The 22949-nt window shown below is 60.1% G+C and carries 23 protein-coding genes and 1 riboswitch; of the genes, 17 read left to right on the top strand and 6 right to left on the bottom strand.

The annotated features are described in order from the left end of the window. Positions 1–324: 324 nt before the first annotated feature. From GE107_RS00990 to GE107_RS00935, 12 genes are all read left to right on the top strand, one after another. A complete protein-coding gene (locus GE107_RS00990; RefSeq protein ID WP_219637576.1) occupies positions 325–1530 on the top strand; it encodes an ATP-grasp domain-containing protein in 1206 nt (401 codons plus the stop codon). Then, on the top strand, positions 1523–2314 hold the full coding sequence (locus GE107_RS00985; RefSeq protein WP_219637574.1) for an amidohydrolase family protein: 792 nt from the start codon (positions 1523–1525) through the stop codon (positions 2312–2314). Before GE107_RS00990 ends, GE107_RS00985 begins: the two co-directional genes overlap by 8 nt. 2 nt (positions 2315–2316) lie before the next feature. Next, positions 2317–3012, top strand: a complete 696-nt coding sequence (locus GE107_RS00980) for a class I SAM-dependent methyltransferase (RefSeq protein WP_219637572.1) — start codon at positions 2317–2319, stop codon at positions 3010–3012. A 5-nt stretch (positions 3013–3017) separates the two neighbouring features. After that, the gene (locus GE107_RS00975) at positions 3018–3659 is read left to right on the top strand and encodes an RraA family protein (RefSeq protein WP_219637571.1); all 642 of its coding nucleotides are present in this window, start codon (positions 3018–3020) and stop codon (positions 3657–3659) included. A 7-nt stretch (positions 3660–3666) separates the two neighbouring features. Beyond that, on the top strand, positions 3667–4812 hold the full coding sequence (gene rffA / locus GE107_RS00970; protein ID WP_219637569.1) for a dTDP-4-amino-4,6-dideoxygalactose transaminase: 1146 nt from the start codon (positions 3667–3669) through the stop codon (positions 4810–4812). Positions 4813–4837: 25 nt separating this feature from the next. Beyond that, entirely contained in the window at positions 4838–5698 is an 861-nt protein-coding gene (locus GE107_RS00965) for a glycosyltransferase family 2 protein (RefSeq protein ID WP_370636198.1), read from the top strand. Between the two features lie 120 nt (positions 5699–5818). Further along, positions 5819–5932: riboswitch (TPP riboswitch) on the top strand. A gap of 133 nt (positions 5933–6065) precedes the next feature. After that, positions 6066–7151, top strand: a complete 1086-nt coding sequence (locus GE107_RS00960; RefSeq protein ID WP_255570076.1) for an ABC transporter substrate-binding protein — start codon at positions 6066–6068, stop codon at positions 7149–7151. 38 nt (positions 7152–7189) lie between these two features. Then, the gene (locus tag GE107_RS00955) at positions 7190–7489 is read left to right on the top strand and encodes a thiamine-binding protein (protein ID WP_219637567.1); all 300 of its coding nucleotides are present in this window, start codon (positions 7190–7192) and stop codon (positions 7487–7489) included. Further along, positions 7479–8267: an ABC transporter permease gene (locus tag GE107_RS00950; protein ID WP_219637566.1), complete on the top strand. Its 789-nt coding sequence runs from the start codon at positions 7479–7481 to the stop codon at positions 8265–8267. Before GE107_RS00955 ends, GE107_RS00950 begins: the two co-directional genes overlap by 11 nt. Further along, a complete protein-coding gene (locus tag GE107_RS00945; protein ID WP_219637564.1) occupies positions 8264–9049 on the top strand; it encodes an ABC transporter ATP-binding protein in 786 nt (261 codons plus the stop codon). Before GE107_RS00950 ends, GE107_RS00945 begins: the two co-directional genes overlap by 4 nt. Then, entirely contained in the window at positions 9033–9836 is an 804-nt protein-coding gene (locus GE107_RS00940) for a TatD family hydrolase (protein WP_370636197.1), read from the top strand. Before GE107_RS00945 ends, GE107_RS00940 begins: the two co-directional genes overlap by 17 nt. Positions 9837–9931: 95 nt before the next feature. Then, positions 9932–10516 carry a response regulator gene (locus tag GE107_RS00935; RefSeq protein WP_219637562.1) on the top strand — a complete coding sequence of 195 codons (585 nt, stop codon included), beginning with the start codon at positions 9932–9934 and terminating at the stop codon, positions 10514–10516. On the opposite strand, the gene GE107_RS00930 is transcribed toward GE107_RS00935, so the two are convergent. Next, the gene (locus GE107_RS00930; RefSeq protein WP_219637559.1) at positions 10493–11950 is read right to left on the bottom strand and encodes a sensor histidine kinase; all 1458 of its coding nucleotides are present in this window, start codon (positions 11948–11950) and stop codon (positions 10493–10495) included. The genes GE107_RS00935 and GE107_RS00930 overlap by 24 nt on opposite strands. Before the next feature lie 177 nt (positions 11951–12127). Between GE107_RS00930 and GE107_RS00925 the strand changes: the two genes are divergently transcribed. Further along, positions 12128–13354: a plastocyanin/azurin family copper-binding protein gene (locus GE107_RS00925; RefSeq protein WP_219637557.1), complete on the top strand. Its 1227-nt coding sequence runs from the start codon at positions 12128–12130 to the stop codon at positions 13352–13354. Between the two features lie 61 nt (positions 13355–13415). Then, entirely contained in the window at positions 13416–15224 is a 1809-nt protein-coding gene (locus tag GE107_RS00920) for a multicopper oxidase domain-containing protein (RefSeq protein WP_219637555.1), read from the top strand. Between the two features lie 71 nt (positions 15225–15295). Here GE107_RS00920 and GE107_RS00915 read toward each other — a convergent pair whose 3' ends face one another. After that, the gene (locus GE107_RS00915; protein ID WP_219637553.1) at positions 15296–16162 is read right to left on the bottom strand and encodes an AraC family transcriptional regulator; all 867 of its coding nucleotides are present in this window, start codon (positions 16160–16162) and stop codon (positions 15296–15298) included. A 199-nt stretch (positions 16163–16361) separates the two neighbouring features. On the opposite strand from GE107_RS00915, the gene GE107_RS00910 reads away from it, so the two are divergent. Next, entirely contained in the window at positions 16362–17378 is a 1017-nt protein-coding gene (locus GE107_RS00910; protein WP_219637551.1) for a Gfo/Idh/MocA family protein, read from the top strand. A 259-nt stretch (positions 17379–17637) separates the two neighbouring features. Here the strand turns inward: GE107_RS00910 and GE107_RS26295 are convergent, their stop codons facing one another. Together GE107_RS26295 and GE107_RS00900 are read right to left on the bottom strand one after the other, a co-directional pair. After that, positions 17638–18045 (bottom strand): hypothetical protein, encoded by a 408-nt coding sequence (locus GE107_RS26295; protein WP_255570075.1) that lies wholly within the window; start codon positions 18043–18045, stop codon positions 17638–17640. 328 nt (positions 18046–18373) lie between these two features. Continuing rightward, positions 18374–18589: a hypothetical protein gene (locus GE107_RS00900; RefSeq protein ID WP_219637549.1), complete on the bottom strand. Its 216-nt coding sequence runs from the start codon at positions 18587–18589 to the stop codon at positions 18374–18376. Positions 18590–19129: 540 nt separating this feature from the next. Here GE107_RS00900 and rsmD point away from each other — a divergent pair. Both rsmD and coaD read left to right on the top strand, forming a co-directional pair. Continuing rightward, the gene (gene rsmD, locus GE107_RS00895) at positions 19130–19747 is read left to right on the top strand and encodes a 16S rRNA (guanine(966)-N(2))-methyltransferase RsmD (protein ID WP_219637547.1); all 618 of its coding nucleotides are present in this window, start codon (positions 19130–19132) and stop codon (positions 19745–19747) included. Beyond that, the gene (gene coaD / locus GE107_RS00890; RefSeq protein ID WP_219637545.1) at positions 19744–20268 is read left to right on the top strand and encodes a pantetheine-phosphate adenylyltransferase; all 525 of its coding nucleotides are present in this window, start codon (positions 19744–19746) and stop codon (positions 20266–20268) included. Before rsmD ends, coaD begins: the two co-directional genes overlap by 4 nt. Before the next feature lie 9 nt (positions 20269–20277). On the opposite strand, the gene GE107_RS00885 is transcribed toward coaD, so the two are convergent. Together GE107_RS00885 and GE107_RS00880 are read right to left on the bottom strand one after the other, a co-directional pair. Continuing rightward, complete coding sequence (locus tag GE107_RS00885) at positions 20278–21519, bottom strand: hypothetical protein (RefSeq protein ID WP_219637543.1); 1242 nt, start codon at positions 21517–21519, stop codon at positions 20278–20280. A gap of 92 nt (positions 21520–21611) precedes the next feature. Then, positions 21612–22844 (bottom strand): nucleotidyltransferase, encoded by a 1233-nt coding sequence (locus GE107_RS00880; RefSeq protein WP_219637542.1) that lies wholly within the window; start codon positions 22842–22844, stop codon positions 21612–21614. Between the last annotated feature and the right edge of the window lie 105 nt (positions 22845–22949).

Below are 22949 nucleotides of genomic sequence, written 5' to 3'. Positions count from 1 at the left end.
TCGGCCGGCGACCTGCTTTTACTTGGTTAGATTATGTGAGTGTTCGATTTCTGGACAGGGCGCATGCGGCACAAAAAGTCCATATTCGCGTGAAATTCCCTCTGCTAGTCATGCTGCATCCTGCGAGTTACTTTGATGCCGAATGGGGAGTACCCCAAACATTCATTCTTTCCCTGAATATGCTGAGTGTACGCGCCGGACAAATCTTTACGCATGCAAGGTGGTGTTGGAAATAGCGGCTCAGAATCCGATGAAAGCGAACAGAATGACGTTCGGTTTATTTGCGCGGCTTCCGAGGCAGGAATGGTACGGCGGTGCAGGGCCGTGACAAAACCCGCCAAAGTCATGGTTGTCGGGGGCGGAGAATGGCAAGTGCCGCTCATCCGCAAAGCCAAGGATATGGGGCTGACCGTTCTGTGCACGAATCCGTATCCGGATTCTCCCGGTTTTGCCTATGCGGACTTCCACGAACTGGCCGACGTCAAAGACGTCGCGGCGCACGAGCGAATCTCGCAGCGGTTCCGGCCAGACGCGATCGTCACGGACCAAACCGACATCGCGGTGCCGACGGTGGCCCGGCTTTGCGAGAGAAGCGGGCTGCCGGGGATCGGCACGGATATCGCCGGATTGTTTACCGACAAATCCCGGATGAGGCAATTTTGTCTGGAGCACGGTTTTCCTTGTCCGCCGTTTCGGCTTTGCCGGACGATGGAAGACGTGAAAGATTTCATCGGCGAGAACGGACTTCCGATCATTCTGAAGCCGGTCTCCAGCCAAGCTTCCCGGGGGGTAAAGAAAGTTGCCTCCGTCGCGGATTTGCCTGAGCTGTACGCGGACACTCTCCTTCATGCGGGCGGAAGGCCGATCCTGGCGGAACGATATATCGGCGGTTTCGAGATCACGATGGAAGGTCTTGCGATCGGCGGGTCGCATACGACGCTGGCCGTTTCCCGCAAGAAGCATTTGAATGCGGAACGGACGATTGCAAGCGAACTGCTGTACACGGGGGACGATCCCGAAATCGATTACGAGAAAGTGATGGAAACCCACAACCGGATGATCGAAGCGATGAAGCTGCCGTTCGGCATCACGCATGCGGAATACAAAATCGATCAAGGCCGGTTTTACTTGATTGAAGCGGCGGCACGCGGCGGCGGCACGAAGATCTCCTCCCATATCGTACCGGCCGTGAGCGGCGTAGATGCACAAGAGCTCTTGATCCGCATGGCGCTCGGCGAGCCTGTCGGCGCTCTGCCGCGGATGCCAATCCCGCGGCCGCGTCTTGCGGCGATACTGGGCTTCTTCCTTCTGCCGGAGGGAACGATTGCTCAAATCACGGGTATGGAGGCCATCCGCAGCCTGCCGTTTGTTCTGGATGCCGGCTTGTCGGTCCGTTCCGGCGACCGGGTCGCCGTTCCCCGGGATGACGGTTCACGGGCAGGGTATTTTCTCGCCACGGGCCAAGACGAGGCGGAAGTCCGCTCCCGAGCTTCCATGATCCGAAGCATGCTGGAGGTCCGTTATGCCTGAGATTCCGATCTTCGACAGTTTGACGCATCCGACCCCAAGCGGCGAATGGATTCCCGGTTCCGGAAGCGGACCCAATTCCTTGACCGATCTCTTGCAAAGCATGGCGGAAACGAATGTGCAGTGGGCGTTCGCGGTCGGCATGCCCGGAATCGGAGGTTACGACCCGGCGAATTACGCCGCCTGGGTCCGCCAACATTCGGACGCGTTGTATCCCGTTGCCGGCATCGCGTCCGACGACCTCGATCCTGATGGCGTTCGAACCGGCCTCATCACGGAATTGAAGCGGCTCGGATACGTTGGGGTCAAAATTCACCCCAGGCGTCTAGGGGTGCCGCTAACCGACCCCCGGATCGCCGGTCTGATCGCGGAAGCGAACCGCCGTCGAATCTTACCCATGGTCTGTACCTACTTCTGCGGGGGGCAAGCGAAGCATCGGTTCGAATACCTGGAGGAACTGCTCGAACGGGTGAAGGGCTGCAAGCTTGTCCTGCTTCATGGCGGGACGGTACGGTTGCTGGAAACGATCGAAATCGCGAGAGCGTATCCCGACGTTCTGCTGGATTTGTCGTTTACGTTGTGCAAATACGAAGCAAGCTCCCTGGATCTCGATATTCAATATGCTTTCCGGAGATTCGACCGGCGCATCTGCATCGGTTCGGACAGTCCGGAATTCGATCTTCATACGATGCGCGGAAGATTCGAAGCCTTGTCCGCAGGCGCGACTTCCTCGCAGCGGGAAAACATCGCATACCGAAATTTATCCCGATACGTTACGGAGTGGTGAAGGTGAACGACGAATACGAAGGCATGCGGCAAGATCACGAGCAGACCATTCGCCGCTATCAGGACCGGTTTCGTCAGTTCGGCTATTCTCCGCGCACGCTCGGATGGGACAAAGGCAAGCAGGAGGTACGTTTCGATTGCCTGACCTCGCTGTTCGATCTGAACAACGCTTCGATTCTGGATGTCGGCTGCGGTTTCGGCGATTTGAACCGGGTTCTGAGGAAGAAATGCACGAATTATACGTATTTGGGCATCGATCTGGTCGAAGAGTTGGTCGCAACGGGCCGGGAGAAATACCCCGAACCCCATATCCGGTTCATGGCGGGCGATTTTCTGTCGGCAAGCTTCGACCGCCGTTTCGATTATGTCCTGTCCTCCGGCATGTTCAATCACCGGTTCCAATATGGCGACAATGAGCTGTTTATTCGCACCTGCATGGAAAAAGCGTTTCAGCTATGCGACATCGGCATGGCCTTCGACTATCTGTCGGACAAGGTGGAGTACACCCTTCCGCATACGTACCACAGCAGTCCCGAACGCATTCTCTCTTATGCGTACCGGCTGTCCCGGAACGTCGTCCTGCGCAACGATTACATGCCTTTCGAATTTGCGTTAATCGTGTTCAAAGACGATTCCTATTCGCGGGAAAACACGCTGTTCAATCGGTTGAACCGGCCTACTCTGACAGACGGAGCGTGAATCGAATGGAGAAAATGATCGATTATATCAAACGAAACCGCGTATCCTCCACGGAATTGGCCGATTGCTTGGGCAAGCGGGGAGGGGTGCAAGGCGTGTCGGCTGTCAACAGGGGGCATTTCAGGGTCGGCAAAGTGTTCTGGACTTGCGCGTTCGGCGGGACCAACTGGAATGTGCACGAACAAATCCAGGATGTCGAAGAAGGAGACGTCGTGTTCGTAGAAGCGATCGATTGCGATGACAAAGCCGTCTTCGGGGAGCTCGTGTGCAAATACCTGTTTCTGTACCGGCAAGCCGCCGCCGTCGTCGTCACCGGCAAAGTGCGCGACGTGCCGAGGATCATGAAGGAGAACTGGCCGGTTTGGTGCACGGGCTTTAATCCGATCGGCTGTTCCAACGATAAGCCCACGCAACCGCTTGACGCTTCGTTCGTAAGGGAGCGGAGGGAAACCTACGCGAACACGATCGCCGTCTGCGACGATACGGGAGTCGTGATCGTGCCGAAAGATCAAATGAACGAGAACCTGCTGAGCAAACTCGAATGGATCGAAGAGCAGGAAGATATTTGGTTCGAATGCATCGACCGAAAGAAAATGAGCACGTTCGAGACCGTATGCCTCAAAAAATATTTGCGTTCGGAATCGTGAGCCGGCGATGATCCCCTTTAATAAACCGGCGGTAACCGGAAAGGAAATCACGTTCATCCGCGAAGCGATGAAAGCGAATCGGTTGGCGGGAGACGGTCCGTTCTCCCTCCGCTGTTCGCAGTGGCTGGAGCGGACGACCGGGACTCGGAAAGCCTTGCTGACGACCTCCTGCACCCATGCGTTGGAGATGGCGGCGATGCTCGCCGGCATCGGTCCCGGAGACGAAGTGATCATGCCCTCCTATACGTTCGTATCCACCGCGAACGCGTTCGCGCTGCGGGGCGCCCGCATCGTGTTCGTCGACATCCGGCCGGATACGATGAACCTGGACGAGAACTTGCTTGAGGAAGCCGTTACGCCCAGGACAAAAGCCATCGTGCCGGTTCATTATGCCGGCGTCGGCTGCGACATGGCGGTCGTCATGAAGGTGGCGGAGCGGCACGGGCTGATCGTCATCGAAGATGCGGCGCAGGGGCTGCTGGGGTATTACCGGGACAGGCCGCTCGGCACGATCGGCCATTTGGGCTGCATCAGCTTCCATGAGACGAAGAACATCCACTGCGGAGAAGGCGGCGCATTGTTCGTCAACGATCCCCGTTTCATAGAGCGGGCGGAAATCATCCGGGAGAAAGGGACGAACCGGAGCCGGTTTTTTCGCGGAGAAGTGGACAAATATTCCTGGGAGGACGTAGGCTCCTCGTATTTGCTGAGCGACATCAACGCTGCCTTTCTGTACGCACAGCTGCTGGCTGCGGAGGAACTGTTGTCGGACAGGATGGACAGCTGGCGCCGGTATGAAGAAGAATTGCGAGGGATGCCGTGCTCAAAGCGGTTGGAGCGGCTGAGCGTCCCGGAGGATTGTCGGCACAATGCTCATATCTTCTTCGTGAAAACCCGCGATTTGGAAGAACGTACCCGGTTGATTGCGCATTTGAAGGAGAATGGCGTTTACAGCACCTTCCATTATGTCCCGCTTCATTCGTCCGTCGCGGGCAAAGCGTATGGCCGTTTTCATGGGGTTGACCGCCATACGACGCGGGAAAGCGAGCGGCTGGTCCGCCTGCCGTTATACAGCGGGATGAAGGTCGGGCACATTCGCCGCGTCGTCAGACTGATCAGGCGGTTTTACCTGGAGAAAGGAATTTCCGAATAAGGCGGTGTTATCCCTGGAAGCTCCAATGGTTAGTGTCGTCATTCCGGCGTACAATCGGCCGCGCATGCTGTCCATCGCCCTCGACAGCGTGTTGGAACAGACCTACCCGAATATCGAAATCATTATTTGCGACGACAGCACCAACGATGATGTGCAAAACATGCTGGAACCTTATTTGCGCAGCCATCCTCAGATTCAGTACCATAAAAACGGGAAAACCCTGTCTCTGGGAAATTGGCATAAGTGCTTCGATTTGGCATCGGGCGAGTATATCAATTATTTGATGGACGACGACGTCTTTCATCCGGATAAAATCAAGAAAATGATGTATTTCTTCGAGGAATTCGAAAACATTGCGCTCGTGACCTCTTACCGCCAGACGATCAATGAAGCCGGCGAATGGCTTCCGCCGATGTATGCAACGGCGAAGCTCTTTGGCGAAACCAGGATCATGGACGGCAAAACGCTCGCGGATATCGCTTTGACCAAGTGTCTCAACGTGATCGGCGAGCCGACGACCGCGTTATTCCGAAAGAACGATCTCGGCGAACCATTCGGCCTTTACAAAGGGAAACCGTATTCCCTTCTGACCGATATGGCGGCCTGGCTGAATTTGCTGTCCAAAGGAAAAGCGGTGTATATTCCGGAAGCGTTAAGCTATTTTCGGCTGCACCCCCTTCAAAATAACAATCTCGTCGGCTGGAGCGCGTTCTCGGACTGGTTGGATATGATGATCGCTTCAAGGGAAGACGGGTTCCTGGCGACCGACGAATCGTTTCAAGCGGCCCTTCATGCCTATCGCTCCCGCGTCGCGGGCTACCCGCAATTTGCTTCCGATATCGAACGGATCGACGCCATTCTGGCAACGTTAGGCGCGGAAAGCTAACCCTTTCTCACTCCGGGTTGTTGCAATGGCGGACTTGTCCGGGTTGAGGGCATGACGAAAAGGTAGACATCGGAGAAACCTTTGCTATAATGGGAAGTGCAAGAAAGGTTACGACATTTCCATAAGCCCCGGGGGAGCTGGAGCTACGGCCGGCTGAGAGTGCATCCCGATCGATGCAGACCCTTATCACCTGATCTGGTTAGCACCAGCGTAGGAAGGCGGGAGCGAGCGGCCCCATGGCTGCTTTCGCGCAGGTTCATGTTTGTTTGTGGACGCCCTCCGGAATCGGGGGGCGTTTTTTTGGTTGCGCCGGACCTTTCTTCGCGAATCCGCGTCGAGCGAGATGAGACAAGAGAGGGAGAGCAAGATGAAGGGAAGTTTCAAAACGTGGAAAATGGCGGGTGCCGGAGTGCTCGCGGGGTTGCTGCTTCTGACAGGCTGCGGGGACAAAGGCGGTTCGAACGGGGGTGCTTCTCCCTCGTCATCGGCGTCGCCGTCGGCATCCCAGGCGCCATCTCCTTCGGCTTCGGCTCCGGCGGAATCCGCCAAGCCGCTGACGGAAGTGAAAGTGGTGCTCGACTGGACGCCGAACACGAACCATACCGGTCTGTACGTCGCGCGGGACAAGGGGTTCTGGGAGAAACGCGGCCTCAAGGTCGAAATCGTGCAGCCTCCGGAAACCGGCGCGAGCCAGACGGTGGCCAGCGGGGCGGCGGAATTCGGCGTCGGCTACCAGGAAGACTTGACGCTCGGTCGCGAGAACGGCGTTCCGCTCGTGTCCCTGGCGGCGATCATCCAGCACAACACGTCGGGCTTCGCATCGCCGGTCTCCAAGAACATCAAGTCTCCCAAGGACTTCGAGGGCAAAACCTACGGAGGCTGGGGGTCGCCGGTGGAGCAGGCCGTGATCGAGACGCTGATGAAAGACCAAGGCGCCGATCCTTCCAAGGTGAAGATCGTCAACATCGGTACGGCGGACTATTTCACGGCCGTGAAGCGCGACATCGACTTCGCCTGGATCTATTACGCTTGGACCGGCGTAGAAGCGACCGACGTCCGCAAAGAGCCGCTCAACATCGTTTGGATGAAAGACTTTGACAAACGGCTCGATTACTACACGCCGCTGCTCATGACAAGCGAGAAAATGATCCAAGGCAAGCCGGACGTCGTCCGCGCGTTCGTGGAAGGGGCGGCGGAAGGCTACAAGTACGCGATCGACCATCCGGACGACGCGGCGGAAGTGCTGATCAAGGCGGTGCCGGAGCTGAACGCGGACCTCGTTCGCGCCAGCCAGAAATGGCTGAGCCCGCGCTATCAGGACGACGCGCCGCGCTGGGGCGAACAGAAGAAGGAAGTGTGGGAAGGGTATGCGGACTGGATGACGAGCCATGGCATCATGAAGAAGAAGCTTGATTTCGACGCCATGTTCACGAACGAATTCCTGCCGAAATAAGGCGAGGCCGGCCAGTCCGGCGGAAGGAGAGGATCCGCATGGCGCAAGCGCTGCTCAGCGTCCAAATCATACCGAAAACGCCGAACGGGGAGGACGTCATTCCCTATGTCGACCGCGCGATCGAGGTCATCAAGGCGTCCGGCGTGAATTACCGCGTCGGGCCCCTGGAGACGACGATGGAAGGGGAGTTCGACGAACTGCTCGGCATTCTGAAGCGGATGAACGAAGCGATGTTCGAGATGGGCTGCCCGTCGGTCATGTCCCAGGTCAAACTGCTGGTCGGCGGCCCGAACGCCTCGATGGAACGGCTGCTGGAGAAGTATCCCGATGGCAAATAAAGCGGCGTGGCGGAGGGTGTGGCCTCCTTCCGCCGCCTTTGTCGTTTTCGTGGCCTTGTGGCAGGCGGCTTGCGACTTCGGGCGCGTCGATCCCTGGATCCTGCCCGCTCCTTCTGCGATCGCCCTCCGCATGAAGGAGGATGCGGGGCTGCTGGCCGGACACCTGGGCGCCACGCTGCAGCTCGCGCTTTCGGGCGTCGCGATCGGCCTGGCGGCAGGCGTTGCGGTCGCCATTCTGCTTCACCTGATGCCCTTCGTCCGGTCGGCGCTGTCGCCTTTCGTGATCGCTTCCCAGAACGTCCCTTTGATCGCGCTCGGTCCTCTGCTCATGATCTGGTTCGGCTTCGGCCTGACGCCCAAGCTGATTTTACTGACGCTCGTCTGTTTCTTCCCGGTGGCTTGGTCGATGTTGGCCGGCCTGGGACGTGCGGAGCCGCATTTGCGCGAATATTTGGCCATGATCGGGGCCTCCCGCCGGGACATGCTGCTGCGGCTTGAGCTGCCGGCTTCGCTTCCGTATCTGTTCGCCGGGCTTAAGATCACCGTCACGTACAGCGTGACGAGCGCGATCGTGGCGGAATGGCTAGGCGCCAGCCGCGGCATTGGCTATTACCTCGTGTTGAAATTCAAAGGGTACGACACGTCCGCCGTCTTCGGAGCCGTCCTCTGCATCGTCGCGCTATGCCTGGCGCTGTACGGGCTGGCGTCGCTGCTCGAGCAAGGGGTCGTGCGGCGGCGGCTCCGTACCCGGCCGGTAAAGGCGGGTTGGCGCAAATGACGCGGGAAGAACGGTTTCAGTTGGAAGTAGCGGACGTATTCAAAAGCTACGAAAGGGACCGCCGGCCGTTCGCCGTGTTGGACGGCGTCTCGATCCGGGTGCGCGAAGGGGAGTTCGTGACGCTGCTCGGGCCGTCCGGAAGCGGCAAGTCGACGCTGTTCCGGATCGTGGGGGGGATCGAGCTTCCCGACCTGGGTCGCGTATCGATCGGCGGGCGCGAGGCGACCGGGACTCCGGGCCTCATCAGCTACATGCCGCAGCAGGCGTCGCTGTTTCCCTGGATGACGGTGACGGACAATATCGCGTCCGCGCTCGAAATCGCCGGCGTCCGCCGGGAGGAAGCCCGCCGGACGGCACGGGAATGGCTGGAGCGGATCGGCCTTGCGGCGGTGGCGCGCGAATATCCGGGCGTGCTCTCGGGCGGCATGCAGCAGCGGATTTCGTTCCTGCGCGCGCTCCTCATGCCGCGCGATCTCATGTGCCTGGACGAGCCGTTCGCCGCGCTCGACGCGCTGACGCGGACGGAGATGCAGGGCTGGCTGCTGCGGATGTGGGAAGCGGAGCGCCGGTCCGTCCTGTTCGTCACGCACAGCATCGAAGAGGCTTTGACGCTGTCGGACCGGATCTACGTGCTGTCGAAAGCCCCAGCGCGCGTGCTGCGCGAAATCGAAGTGCCTTTCGGACGCCCGCGCCGCTCCGACGTCTGGACCGAGCCGGCCTTTACGGAGCTGAAGCGGGAGATTTTGGACCTGCTGGGGAAAGGGGATGCCCATGCTGTTTGACGCGCACATCCACTTGCATCAATATGAGCCGGCGGAGCGGGACGACATGCTTCGGACCTCGTTCGCGTCCGGCGTGCATGGCGTCGTGGCCGTGTCGATGGACTTGGCATCGTGCGAGGAGAATCGCAGGCTGGCGAAACGTTTTCCCGGCCGGGTGTTGCCCGCTTATGGGCACCACCCGGAACAGCCGCCGCTGACGGAAGCGGAGCTCGCGCGGATGTGCGGCTGGATCTCCGGGCTGCCGCGGGAAGAGACGTTCGCGATCGGGGAGGTGGGACTGCCCTACTTCCTTCGGAAGGAAGCCGAAGCGGCCGGTATCGCCTTCGACTCCGCGCCGTACTTGCGCCAATTGGAAACGTTCGTGCGCCTCGCGGCCGAGCTGGGCCGCCCGATCGCCCTGCATGCCGTCCATGAGGATGCCGACGCCGCGATGGACCTGCTGGAACGGTACGGCGTCCGGAACGCCCATTTTCATTGGTTCAAAGGAAGCCCGAGCACGGTGGAGCGAATGGTTCGGGGCGGCCATTTCATCTCCGTGACCCCGGAAGTGCTGTACGAGGACGAAACCCGGCACCTCGCCCGTACGTATCCGCTGGAGCTGCTGCTCGTCGAGACGGACGGGCCGTGGCCGTTCGAGGGACCCTGCGCCGGCAGGCGGACGGATTTGCGGATGGTGCTGGATTCCGTCCGGGAAATCGCCGTTCTCCGCGGGCTCGGCGAAGCTGCCGTCCGGGACGCGATCGCGGCGAATACCCGCAGGTGTTACGGACGGCCGGAATGGGGGTGACGGAATTTCAACCTTATCCGTTCAAGCGGAATGCCTTATACTGGTCTTATGGGAGTATCCGCCGGCACCCGCGATCGGTAGAAAAGGGGAGCTTCATGGACAAAATCAAAGTGATGCTGGTCGAAGACGACCCGTTCTGGCAGCGGACGCTGGCGGAGGATTTGGCGGGCGAACCGGATCTGGCCGTCACGCACATCGCCTCCGCGAAAGAAGAAGCCTGCTCCCTGCTGGAGCAGGCTGCCGTCGATGTGGTGCTCATGGACATCAATTTGACGGAGAACCGTCTCGACGGCCTCGAAGCCGCCAGGGAAATCAAGCTCAGAAGCGGGCGCGACGTGAAGGTCATCATGCTGACATCCCTGCAGGAGAAAGAAATCATCGTCCGGTCGTTCCAGAACGGCGCGCACAATTACATCACGAAGGCAAGCTACAAGGACATCGTCCAGGCGATCCGGGACGCGCACGCCGGCCGTCCGGCCCTTCATCCGGACGCGGTGCCCGCGCTCGTGCAGGAAATTCAGCTCAGCCAGCTGACCCCTTCGGAGAGGGAGCTGTACGAGATGCGGGAGAAGGGCTATACCCGCAGCCAGATCTCCAGCACGCTCAATAAATCGATCAACACGATCAAGACCCAGCTCCGCAGCATCCGGGAGAAGCTAGTGAACGACAAACGGGACTGACGCGGCGGTCGCGGCAGGCTCGAAGCGGGCGGCAGGGAACTCGATCCGCATGGACGTACCTTGCCCGGGCTCGCTCCATTCCACGTAAATTTTGCCGCCGTGCTTGCCGATCACCGAATAGCAATAGCTCAAGCCCAGACCGTAGCTCAGCGAATCCTTCTTGGTGGAGAAGAAGGGGGCGAACACGCGGGGCAGGTTGTCTTTGTCGATGCCGCAGCCGTTGTCCGTAATCGTGATCCGCAGCTTCCTTTTCTTGTACTCCGTCCGGACGTGCAGCCGCCCGTTCTCCCGCGGCATCGCTTCGAACGCGTTCATGAACAGGTTGCCGAGCACTTCCCGGATATGGGACCTGTCGCACAGAAGCAGGCCGTCCGCCGCGTAGTCCTTCGTCACGCTGACCTGCCCGGGATGAAGCGGCCTCACCGCACCCAGCACGGAGTCTATCAGTTCGACGAGACTTTCCTTCGATTCTTTCAATTCGACTTCCCCGGCTTTGCCCTTGATCCGGTCGATCATGTCGAGCAGATGGTCGGCGACCTGCCCGATCCCCGTGAGGCTTAATTCCACCTTGTCGCTTCGGTTGTCCTTGAGGAACGTCTGGGCCCGTCCGGCCAAATAGTGGATTTTCTGGACCTCGTTTTTAATGGAATGATTCAAGATTTGCGTGCCGTGCGTCAAATTCCGCATCGAATCCTCGAATTTCTGCTCCTCGACCCTGAGCTTAACCCCCAGAAAGCCGTATTTGAGCCCGTAATACAGGAAGCATGCGACCAGCCAGAAAATGATCAGATAGTTGTATTCCCACATGCCGTTGCTTTCGAGCGTAAAATGACGGTTGCCGAAGGAAAAGCGGATCATGCCGAGAAAATCGTTCACGTACGCCCAAAGGATCGCAGTGGACAGGACGACGGCCGTCCGGACGAGGTTTTTCCGTTTGCGGGCGTCTTTCTCCAGCCGGATTCCTCCGAAAAACAGCAGAATGGCCGCTCCGACGTAGAGGCCGTTCACCAGCCGGACATCGCTCAGCTCCAATTCGAAGGGAAGAGTGAAATCCGCGGTCCGGACGAACACCGCTGCCGGGGGTACCGCAAGCAGAATGGCGGCGATCCGGGCGGCAGGGGGCCGCAGCAAACGGGAGTAGAGCAGGGCGCTGACTAGCATGAAGTAGCCGAGGCCGTGCCAATACAGCCAGAACGCCGGGATGCTGACGAGCTCGAGCGCGCGCTGCAGCGTTGGGGTAAGGGCGTCATGGCGGTCGAGGAACGGGATGATCGTCGCGTGGATCGAGAAGGCGAAGCTGGCGCAGCCGCCGACGAACAGAGAGATGCCGATCCAGCGGTTGGAGGCGTCGCCGCGGATGTTTTTGGCTAGAATCGTGAAGGCGACGGTCCACAGGGACAGAAACATGAGAATATAGACGAAAATAGGGTTCATCCCCCGGAAATAATGAAAATTTTTCAACCTTTTTATTTTATCACGATTGCCGGAAACGGCATATATTCTCGGGCTCGTTTCCAGGCGGGAGGGGTGAAAAAAGTTCATCCTCCCCGAATTCCGGTTTCTGATTTACACTTCAATTCGTGTCAATCAATGGAATACGGGAGGAAGAACATGATGAAGAAAGTAAGAATGTTGCTGCTGGCGCTGCTCCTGCTGACGGTCGGATCGACCGGCGCTTACGCGGCGGAAGGCGCGGCGGAGAGCGCGCCGCAATCCTGGGACGTGTCGGTCGGGCAGGCGATGGATCACGATTCGGCGATGTTTTTCTCCATGCAGCCGGGCACCGTTTACATTCATGAAGGGGATACGGTCACGTTCACGAACCGGGACATGGCGGCCCCCCATACGGTGACCTTCCTGGTCGGCGGTCCGCCGATCGCCGACGACAAATCGCCGATCGCCACCGATCCGAGCGGCGTGCAATGGGACGGAAGCAAGCTCCTTAACTCCGGAGAGCTGATGCCTCAAGCCTCGTACGCGGTCACGTTCACGAAAAGCGGAGCTTACGCTTACTACTGCGCGTACCATCCGACCATGAAGGGAACGGTCGTCGTCCTTCCGAAAGGCCAGCCGATCCCGAGCAAAGTGGAACAGGCGGCGGCGCAGAAGGCGCACGAAGAAGATTTGATGAAGCAGGCGGAATGGCTGAAAAACTACTGCGGCGTCGTGAACTACAGCAAAAACAGCAATGGAACGTTGACTTATAAAGCTTACGCTTCCGCGGCGAGCGCGGAAGTCATGATCAACGCCTACCTGCCGGGCGAGCTCTACATCAACGCAGGCGATACGATCGAGTGGACGAATCCCTCGCCCGAAGTCCATCTCGTCGTGGTCAACATGCCGAAAGACCTGCAGGTGTTCACCGAGCAAGGCCCGAACCCGCTGCTCATGACTCCGTCCAAACAAGCTTATGACGGCAAAGGCATGGCGACCTCCGGCATCATGATGGGTCCGGATCCGTTCCGCCTGACCTTCACCAAACCGGGCACGTATACGATCACCGATCCGTTCTGGGGCTTTACCGGCAAAGTCGTCGTCGCCGCCAAAGGCGCCGCGAAGCTGGTCGTCGACGGCAAAGCGGTCGTGCTGGATACGCAAGTGAAAAACGGCCATGTGTTCGCTCCGGTGAACGCGGTTGCCAAGGCGCTGGGCGCGAAAGCGGCCGTCGCCAAGAAGAAAGTGACGATCAACGGCAAAGCGCTCGTCAGCGGCAGCGACTCCGCGCCGTATGAGAAGAGCGGCACGACCTATGTGGCTCTTGATGCCGTGGCGAACCACCTCGGCAAAGCCTACAGCTGGGATCAGACCGCGTTGACGTTCACGCTCAAGACGAAATAAGAACGGAATCGGAGGGGGAGGCGCGCGGTCGCCTCTCTTTCCCTGTTTTCGGAGGGAGAACATGAAGAATAGATTTCGAAAACCGGTCCCGGCGGGCAAGGCCCTTCTGTTGCTGTTGGGTTTGCTGCTCGCCTTGCTGGTGACCTGGTACGGTTCGCGGGTGCAAATAGTCGCCGCGGAAGGAAGCTCCGCGGTCAAGCGGTTCGAGCTGTACGCCACGGATGGGCGTCTCGCGCTGCCGGACGGCAAGGAAGTCTACATCTGGGGCTTCAGCTCGAAAAACGAGCCGGGCACCGCGGTATTTCCGTCTCCGACGCTGACCGTGAACGAAGGAGACCGGGTCGAGGTGGTGCTGACCAATATCGGACCGAAGAAGGAAGGGGTCAGAAAGCCGGCCCATACGATCCACTTCCACGGGCTGGATACGGATCAGGCCAATGACGGCGTTCCCCACACTTCCCAAGCCATTCTGGTCGGGGAAAGCTTCACGTACCGGTTTACGGCGACGCACGCGGGGACGTATTTCTACCATTGCCATGTAGATACGATCGAGCATATGCAGATGGGCATGCATGGCGCGTTTATCGTGAAGGCCAAGAGCGGAAGCCCGGAAGCTTGGACGGGCGGACCGAGGTACGACAGGGCGTATACGTTCCAGCTGAACGAGATCGATCCCGCCTGGCACGAGGCCGTGGAGAAAGGCGAAGCGTACGACCGGACCTCTTACCATCCGAGATATTGGACGATCAACGGCAAATCTTACCCCGATACGGAGAAGGATCCGATGTCGAGGGTAGAAGGGCGCGTCGGCGATACGATTCTCATCCGCCTGATCAATTCGGGTTACGAATCCCACAGCATCCATATGCACGGGTTTCATTTCCAGGTGATCGCGTCGGACGGACGGCCGCTCTCTTCGCCGATCGGGAAGGACACGATCAACGTGGGACCCGCCGAACGGTACGACATTCTCGTCAAACTCACGCAGAGCGGGCATTTTCCGATTCACAGCCACAATATTACGGACAACACGAACAACGGGGTTTATCCGGGCGGCATGCATACGATGATGATGGTGGAGCCGGCGCTGCCGGACGCCACGGCAAAGCTTGCGGCGGGGAGCAAGGAAGCGTGGGTGAACGGCAAGCGTATCGCGCTGGATACGGCTCCTGCCGTCCGGGATGGACAGCTTTATCTGCCGCTCACTCTGCTGCGGGAAGCGACGCAAGCAGGCTTGGAGGTTGACAAGGCCGCCGGCCTGTACACTTTGACGATGAAGGCCAACGAGTTGAAGTTCTCGCCTGGGCGCAAGCCGGCGTTCTATAATGGCAAGGCCGTCAACCTGCCGGTATTGCCGGTCGCGGAGAAAGGCGCGGTGCTCGTGCCGGCCAAGCTGGCGGAAACGTACATGGGCGCGAAGCTGAAGAAAGGTCCGTCCGGCGAATGGACGCTGACGGTCAAGGCGCTGCCGCCGTCCCCTTCCACGACGGAGGAAGGGACGAACGCGGTTCTCGGCGGCGGGCAGGCGGAAGAGCCTGCTTCCCATGGCGCCCATGAGGGACCGGAGCATTCGAATCATTCCGGCGGCACGGCCGGGCAGAACGGCGGAAGCGCGCTGCCGGACGGGGAGATCGTCGAAATCGACGCGACTTCCTACAAGGCCCAGGACCTGCGGATCCCGGCAGGGACGACCGTCACGTGGGTCAACAAGGATAAGGAACCGCACACGGCCACCGATTTGGACGGCCGCTTCGACAGCAAGAGCATCCGGAGCGGCGGCCGGTGGAGCTACACGTTCAAGGAGAAGGGCTCTTATCTGTATTATTGCTCGGTCCACCCGACCATGCAGGGAACCGTAACCGTTGAATAAGCGCCAAGAAGGCAGCTTCGAAGGACCGGATCGCGATTCCTGCCGGACCTTGCGCGGCTGCCTTTCGCTTTTCATATGCCCCTCATGCCGGCCGCCGTCCGCACCGCCGACGGAGAGACGCTTTTCAGCTTTTTGAAGACCCGCCCGAAGTAGGTCAGGTTCGGAAAGCCGACTCTGCCCGCGATTTCCGTGACCGGCCAGTCGGTGTCCAGCAGCAGCCGTTCCGCCTCGTTGATCCGGAGCAGGTGGACGTATTCCACGAGCGTTTTGCCCGTCAGCTGCTTGAAGACGCGGCAGAAGTGGTTCGGGCTCAGCCTCACGAATTCCGCCGCTTCTTTGACGCTGATCGCTTGATCGTAGCGGTCCCGTATCATGTGCAGCAGAGCCGCGAACTCGTTCGATTGGCGGATGAGGGATGAATTCTGCCTGGCGCTTTGTTCGGCATAGCGGAAGTAGAGGCCGAAGATCCGCAGCAGCTCGGCTTTGACCAGCAGCTCGTAGCCCGGAGCCTTGCGTCCGAATTCTTCCACGAGGCGGGCGAACGCCTCCCCGATTTCCCCGGTGATCGGATGATCCTTGCGCATGACGGCCGGCCATTCGCTGCGCTGATGCAGGTAGGGAAGAAAATAGTGATGCTCCGTCACGTCGAGTCCGCTTCCCCTGACGAGCGCTTCGTTGAATACGATGCAGAGTAGTTTGGCGTCTTCGGATAGCCAGTCGGTTCCATGAAGCTGCTTGGAATTCACGAAAACGAGCTCCCCTTGCGACAGGGTCTCGAACGAAGCGTCGACCTGGATGCGGGCTGTCCCCTGCCTCACGTAGATCCATTCGATGTGGTCATGCCAATGATGAGGGATAGGACCGACGAAAAAGACGTTGATCGGAAACCCGCGGTCGGGAAGCACGGTTTGTTCTTTATACGGGGTTGCGCGCGACATGTCCACCGCCTCCTCGCTTCGTTATCGCAGAGCATACAACCGATTTTATCACGTTTTGCGGTTCATATGCCTGCACATCTGCAGTTTCTGGGGGCAGAATCGGAAAATCGTGCGAAAAGACCGTAATCCTCTGCGTAGCGGCGGTCCTGACGTTCTTGTACGATTACAGGTGATACGCGAGCTGAAGGAGAGATGGAAAATGAAACATCGCATCGCGGTCGCGGGCTGCGGGAGCATGGCGGGCGCGTGGTTGGATGACGCGGCGCAGCGCGGGAATGCCGAGATCGTCGCGCTGGTGGACCTCTACGAAGAAAGCGCCAAGGCGATGGCGGAGCGGCGCGGGCTGCAGGTCCCCGTTTTCACCGATATATCGGAAGCGATCAAGCGGACGGAAGCGAATCTCGTCTTCGACGTGACCGTTCCGGCGAGTCATAAATCGATTACGACGGCCGCGCTGCGCCTGGGCTGCCACGTGTTCGGGGAGAAGCCGATGGCGGAGTCGATGGCCGACGCGGAAGAGGTCGTCCGGACCGCGGAAGCGGCGGGCAAACGGTATTCGGTCATGCAGAACCGCCGGTATCTGAAGCATATCCGCCCGATTCGCGATTTCCTGGCGCGCGGCGGGATCGGAACGGTGGGAACGGTTCATTCCGATTTCTTCATCGGGGCGCATTTCGGAGGCTTCCGGGACGCGATGGAAAATCCGCTGATCGTGGATATGGCCATCCACACGTTCGACCAGGCCCGGTTTCTCACCGGCGCGGATCCGGTGTCGGTCTACTGCCACGAATTCAATCCGCCCGGCTCCTGGTATGCGGGGAACGCTTCGGCCGTTTGCATTTTCGAAATGAGCGACGGTTCCGTTTATACCTACCGCGGTTCCTGGTGCAGCGAAGGCTTCAACACCTCATGGGAAGCCGACTGGCGGATCATCGGGGACAAGGGGACGGTGCGGTGGGACGGGACGGGACCCGCCTCGGCGGAAGTCGTGGACGAATCCCGGCAGGGCGGCTTCAGCCGTCCGGTCAAGCCCGTTGCGCTGACCGAACCTTGGCTGGGCCGGGAAGGCCACCGCGGCTGCCTCGACGAGATGTTCGCCGCGCTGGAGGAAGGCCGCCCCGCGGAGACGGATTGCAAGGACAATATCAAAAGCGCGGCCATGGTATTCGGCGCCGTCGAGAGCGCCAGGACGGGCCGTAAAATCCGGCTGGCCTGAGCCGCCGTGCACGCGGCGATCGAATAAAAATGTGACGAAGGTTACAGAAATCCCGCCCGGGATCGTTTATGATCGATAAAACGATGTGAGCGGGTGGTTTGTGAATGGATTGGTTAGGCATACTCATTATCGGTCTTGCTTCCTTCATCGCTTTGATCGCGGTGGAGAAGCCCCGCAATTCCTGAGCTGGTCTTGGCCCGGAACCAGAAAACCGCATCCCGTCGGGGGTGCGGTTTTCATCTGGGGACGGCAAACGGCGTCAGCGGATATTGCCTCCCCGTTGGAGAAGCACGAATCCGCTTATAGCCGACGTACTCCGCTGAACGACGACGACGAAGCCGTTCCTCAGCAAACAATTGAGCGCGTTCGTGAGACGTCTCCCGGAAATCAGGAACTGCGTGCAGGGGGAGGCGCTCCCGATCACGGCAGATGCCGTGATTCTCCGCGCCGATCCGGGATTCAGGGGATTCCGGGTCCAACTGATGAGCACCAGATCGGCTTGACGCGGGATGCCTGCGCCTCTCGATCTTCCGGATCCCGAGCGCGCGCCGGAGAGTGGTTGCGTGCCGGAGCTGAAGCTTCCGCCAGAGCCGGCTCCCGGGCTGATGCCCGTGCTGAAATCCACGTTCGTTCCGGACCGCGATCCCAAGCTGAAAGAACCGAACATATTCGATCACCTCGCTTCCCGTGACATCCCTATATCCAATGCACCCGGGACAAGGATGGTTCTACGCGAAAACCCTTATGTCGAATAAATTGGGACATCCGTTCCTCCAAGGCAAGCGGCGCTAATGTCCGATGCTCATTCCGATTCCTGTTTGGCGACCCCGTGATAAAAAAAAGCGACCCGCATCTCTGCGGGTCCAAATATCTATATCAAGTGGGGTTGGTAGAACCATCTTATCCGGCCAACCTGAAAGCAAGGTGAAAAGAACCTGAAAAGCAGATGAAATCGCCGAAAAAGGAAAGAGTCCCCCCTAAGGGAGACTCCGCCATCAGTTCAAGCCCCGTTCCTTGGCATCCTGGAAAATCCTCTGCACCACGAACAATTCTTCCAGCTGGTCCAATGTACCTGCGCGTTGTTCGATGGTGTACAGGCCGCCTTTTACGTCATCGATATAAATTTCCCCGTATTTTTCATCATTTGCCCCGACCGTGTACGTGTACCCGTTCGGCAGTTTCGACCCCATGGGAATGCGTGCGATCTTCAAAACCTTATGCTCCTCTTCCGATAATGTACAACTATATTATCACAAGGAAGGAGGATTTTCGCAATCGGGAATGATCGGCAGGACGTGCGGCCAGCCTTGCGGGGATCCGCACGGATAGCAGCAGGGCGGGATTCCGAGCCATCCCCGTTCCCGCGGGATTTCTTTTACGTCGTTTCCGGACTTCTTCCAAGGCATGGCGCAAATGTTCGTCCATCGTCGGATTCCCCGCGGAATAAAGTCGAGCCCCGTCTCGCGACGGGGCCCTTCATGGGAGAGGAGAAACCGGACGAAGAGCTTATGGGGAAACGTAAGTCTTCTCCGCGGTTGTCCCCGGCACCTCTCGGCGCCGGTACTATCATGTTGATCTTCCGGGGATGGAAATATACATGCCCGCGGAAAAAAATTTCCGGATCCGCGCATGTTCGCCGGGTGCGCCTCCGCTCCGCGCTTTTGCAACGTACCGGAATGTGGTAACATAGCACCAGTTGCCAGGGCAGCCGAACGGCTCCGCTGGCGGATTCGCAGCCGGGAGATGAACGAGTGAGGGTCATATCGGGACAAGCCAAAGGGCGGCCGCTCAAGGCCGTGCCCGGAAACACCACGAGGCCGACCACCGATAAGGTGAAGGAAGCGCTGTTCAGCATGATCGGCCCGTATTTCGACGGGGAGCGGGTGCTCGATTTGTTCGCGGGCACGGGGGGTCTAGGCATCGAGGCGCTGAGCCGCGGGGCGGGACATGCCGTATTCGTGGACGCGAATCCCCGCAGCGTCGAGGTCGTCCGCCGCAATTTGGATGCCGTGAAAATGGCGGGGCAGGCGGAGGTCTACCGCAACGACGCGCGCAAAGCGATCAAGGCGCTGGAACGCGCAGGGGTGCCGTTCGACCTGATATTTCTGGATCCGCCTTACGCGATGGAAGATTGCGATGCGCTGCTTCTTGAGCTGGAGGAGCGCGGATTGACGGCGGACGGGGCTGTCGCGGTCATCGAGCACGCCGCCAGGGTCGATTATCCGGACCGCATCGGCGGGTTTGCGCGTACCCGTCTCTCCGCGTACGGCGAAACGGCCTTATCCATTTACCGATGCCGGGGGGAACGGGAGGCGTCCGAACCGATTTCGGAACCCGAACAAACCCCGGAAGGAGGAACCGAACCATGAATGCCCACATTGGCCGCGGAGAAGGCGATCATCGAGTCGCCGTGTACCCCGGGAGCTTCGATCCCGTTACGTTCGGCCATCTGGATATTATCCGGAGGGCCGCGAAGCAATTCGACCATTTGATCGTGTCCGTCCTCAACAATTTGACCAAAAGCCCTCTGTTCAGCGTGGAAGAGAGGGTGGAACTGCTCCGCGAAATCACGAAGGATCTGCCGAACGTGGAGGTGGACAGCTTCCGCGACTTGCTCGTCCGATACATGCGGTCGAAGCAGGCGCAAATCATCATTCGCGGCATCCGTTCGGTGACGGATTTCGAATACGAGCTGCAGATGGCGTCCACGAACCGGCAGCTCGACGAAGGCATCGAGACGATTTTCATGATGACGAATCCGAAATATTCTTATTTAAGCTCCAGTATCGTGAAGGAAATCGCCAAATTCCACGGTCCCGTGCAGGATCTCGTGCCGCCCGCCGTGGAAGCCGCCTTGCGGAAGAAGTATACGGGGGACCGTCCGGGATGACGGTTCTTTTTATTTGGAATCCGGGGGCCGGTTTTTGCGCTTGGGGCGGATGATCGCGGCGAGAAGGGCCAGCAGCAGGAACACCGCGAGACTGAACAGGCCGGACAGCCAAATCTCCGGCCAATGCCGCCACGCGGCCCACGCGGGATCGGCGGATGCGGCCATCTCGCGGGCGAGGGTGCCGTATGGCAGATAGGCAAGCGCCGCTTCGCCGAACATGGGGGCGCCCGCAAGCGCCGTCTTGGCCAGCGGGAAGGTGATCAGCAGCGCCAGCGCCGATTGCAGCAGCTTGCCTGATATCAGCCGGCCCCACGGGAAGCCGCCGGCCGCGCCGAACGCGGCGCGCGCTTGCAGGAGGCCGCTCCAGCCCGTCCAAGCCAGCAGCGCGGCAATCAAGGCCGCGGCGGATGCGGGCGCGGATTCGAACAGCGGGGAACGTCCCGTTTCGTAAGCGCCCAGATGCATCTCGTACAAACCGGGAAACGCGAGCCACGCGTCGGATCCCGGAATCCGGAGCTGTACCAGGCGCAGGACGACGGACGCCATCATCATCAGCCCGCCTACGCCCATGAGCGTCGCCACCGCTTGCGTCACGCCGTCCGCCAGTTGCTTGCCGAGCGGCCTTCCGTCGCCCAGGCGGCCTTCTTCAGCCGCCTGAACCGCTCTGCGGAGCAGCGGCTGGGCCGGCTGCGTGGAGACGGAGACCGCCGCGGATTCCGCCGACCGGAACAGTCGGGACCAGATGACTCCGGCAAGGATGGCCGCCGACCAGACGCCCGCCGCGATCGCCCAACCGAGCAGGGGCGAATGCAGGAAGCCGGCGCCGGCGATCGCCACGATCAGGAACGGGTTGGGAACGTGGGAGACGAGCAGCAGCGTATCCGAATCTTCCGCGCGGATCAGCCCGGCCTCCCGAAGGCGCGCGGTCTCTTTGGCGCCGGCGGGAATGCCCGCCGACCAGCCGAAGGCGACCGCCCATCCGGCGGCGCCCGGCAGCCGGAACCATCGTCTCGTGAGCGGTTCGGCCAGGACGGCGAACCCGTGCAGAAGTCCGGAAGCCGCCAGCAGCTCGGCCAGGATGAGCGGGGGGACGAGCCCCGGGAATACTTGCTGCCACCAGATTTGCAGACCGGACAAAGAAGCCCGGAATGCTTCTCCGGGCGAATGGACGACTCCTATGACGACCAGCAGCGCCGCGCCTCCCAGCCATGCGGACGCCAGCGCCTGGCGCGTGCGGTTCGGTATCGACATGACGGCATCCCCCTTGCCACGACTCCTTACCATCGTACGCGGGGGGGACAAGGGTTAGACCTCTTGTCCGGCCGATCCAGGGCAGTTGAATCTTATATTTGCAGCGGGGGCTGCGTGTAATCCCGCAGGGCGGCGGCCGGATCGGGACTCCCGAATGCGAGCGAATAAACGGCCGAAGCCCGGGCATCCATGGCCAGGAAGGACCAGCCGCCGCGGGCGGCGGAATCCGCGACCGGAACGGCGGACCGCTTGCGCATGTCCCGGAGCAGCTCCCGTCCGCGAGGGGTAAACCCGAGTACGCGGATGTAGCCGGGGCCCTCGGCCAAACGGGCAGGGGACAGTAGTTCCTTGCCATGCCCCAGCAGGATGCGGACAAGGGTGCGCTGAAGCTTCGTCCGCGTATACCGTTTGGTCTTCAGATGCGCGAGGAGACTTTCTACGCTCCACTCGCTCAATTCGGCCGCCGCCCGGCGGATCCGGTACTCCAATCCTTCCGTCACTTCCGCGTAAAGGCTCAAATCCGCCGCGTCGGATCGGAGAAGCTCGTGGAACAGCGGCCGGGCGAACGACTCCCAATCGACAGGAGCCCTGCCGGCCCCTGCTTCCCTCTTCAGGATTTCGAGCGTGAAGGACGGAACGAACGGCGCGATTTCGTCCCAGGAACCGGATTCGGCGATCCGTCTGCGCAACGCCGTCGCGCTTGCAATGGCGGCGTCGGTGATGTCCGTTTGGCCGTAGCCGGACTTCTCCCTGCGCACGGTGTAAGGAACGATGCGGCTGCGCAGCTGGCGGAGGGCTATCAAATAATGGAGCCCGAGCGTGTGGTTGGGCTGCTCCAGCGAGAAAGCGAAGTCCGAGAGTCCCCGGGCGGCCAGCAACTCCCTTGCCGCGGACGTATAGGCGGAGGGATAGGGTACGCCCTTCTTCAACTCCGCGTTCAAAGCCGCGGCAAACGTCCCCGGCTCGTCCGACAGCACGCCGGCAACCGCGTCCAGGGCCGTAACGTCCCCGCTCTCGCTGCCGAAGCAGAGGGCGTCGACCACGCCCGTCGCTTCCAGGATCGCCACCGCGCCGTAAGCGAACCATTGGGCCGGCTGCGCGCTGTAGGCGACCGGCAGCTCGAGCACGAGGTCGCAGCCCGCCCGAAGCGCCATTTCGGCCCGTGCCCACTTGTCGGCGATCGCGGGTTCGCCCCGCTGCAGGAAATGGCCGCTCATGACGGCGACGGCGGCTTCCGCGCCCGTTATTTTTTTGGATTGCTGCAAATGATAGAGATGACCGTTATGAAGCGGATTATATTCGACGATGACCCCGACTGTCCGCATGACACCCTCCGGAACGAAACATGACCTCGCCCCTACTATATCACGTCACAGGTCGTCTCGGGAAAGCGTCCAGGTTCTTTTTGCCAAGGATCCGAAAGCGCGTCA

Origin of the sequence: Cohnella sp. CFH 77786 (assembly GCF_019400745.1) — a bacterium.
Taxonomy (GTDB): Bacteria; Bacillota; Bacilli; order Paenibacillales; family Paenibacillaceae; genus Cohnella.
The sequence above is the reverse complement of the archived record's forward strand: the minus strand, read 5'-3'. Positions and strand labels throughout refer to the sequence as shown.

Bases quoted from the DNA above. Each gene is read 5' to 3' on its own strand.
- GE107_RS00920 (WP_219637555.1), top strand. From the start codon at position 13,416: ATGAAGAATAGATTTCGAAAACCGGTCCCGGCGGGCAAGGCCCTTCTG.
- GE107_RS00935 (WP_219637562.1), top strand. From the start codon at position 9,932: ATGGACAAAATCAAAGTGATGCTGGTCGAAGACGACCCGTTCTGGCAG.
- coaD (WP_219637545.1), top strand. From the start codon at position 19,744: ATGAATGCCCACATTGGCCGCGGAGAAGGCGATCATCGAGTCGCCGTG.
- GE107_RS00975 (WP_219637571.1), top strand. From the start codon at position 3,018: ATGGAGAAAATGATCGATTATATCAAACGAAACCGCGTATCCTCCACG.
- GE107_RS00985 (WP_219637574.1), top strand. From the start codon at position 1,523: ATGCCTGAGATTCCGATCTTCGACAGTTTGACGCATCCGACCCCAAGC.
- GE107_RS00945 (WP_219637564.1), top strand. From the start codon at position 8,264: ATGACGCGGGAAGAACGGTTTCAGTTGGAAGTAGCGGACGTATTCAAA.
- GE107_RS00880 (WP_219637542.1), bottom strand. From the start codon at position 22,844: ATGCGGACAGTCGGGGTCATCGTCGAATATAATCCGCTTCATAACGGT.
- GE107_RS00925 (WP_219637557.1), top strand. From the start codon at position 12,128: ATGATGAAGAAAGTAAGAATGTTGCTGCTGGCGCTGCTCCTGCTGACG.
- GE107_RS00960 (WP_255570076.1), top strand. From the start codon at position 6,066: ATGAAGGGAAGTTTCAAAACGTGGAAAATGGCGGGTGCCGGAGTGCTC.
- GE107_RS00930 (WP_219637559.1), bottom strand. From the start codon at position 11,950: ATGAACCCTATTTTCGTCTATATTCTCATGTTTCTGTCCCTGTGGACC.
- GE107_RS00885 (WP_219637543.1), bottom strand. From the start codon at position 21,519: ATGTCGATACCGAACCGCACGCGCCAGGCGCTGGCGTCCGCATGGCTG.
- GE107_RS00940 (WP_370636197.1), top strand. From the start codon at position 9,033: ATGCCCATGCTGTTTGACGCGCACATCCACTTGCATCAATATGAGCCG.
- GE107_RS00910 (WP_219637551.1), top strand. From the start codon at position 16,362: ATGAAACATCGCATCGCGGTCGCGGGCTGCGGGAGCATGGCGGGCGCG.
- GE107_RS26295 (WP_255570075.1), bottom strand. From the start codon at position 18,045: ATGTTCGGTTCTTTCAGCTTGGGATCGCGGTCCGGAACGAACGTGGAT.
- GE107_RS00915 (WP_219637553.1), bottom strand. From the start codon at position 16,162: ATGTCGCGCGCAACCCCGTATAAAGAACAAACCGTGCTTCCCGACCGC.
- GE107_RS00965 (WP_370636198.1), top strand. From the start codon at position 4,838: ATGGTTAGTGTCGTCATTCCGGCGTACAATCGGCCGCGCATGCTGTCC.
- GE107_RS00950 (WP_219637566.1), top strand. From the start codon at position 7,479: ATGGCAAATAAAGCGGCGTGGCGGAGGGTGTGGCCTCCTTCCGCCGCC.
- GE107_RS00955 (WP_219637567.1), top strand. From the start codon at position 7,190: ATGGCGCAAGCGCTGCTCAGCGTCCAAATCATACCGAAAACGCCGAAC.
- rffA (WP_219637569.1), top strand. From the start codon at position 3,667: ATGATCCCCTTTAATAAACCGGCGGTAACCGGAAAGGAAATCACGTTC.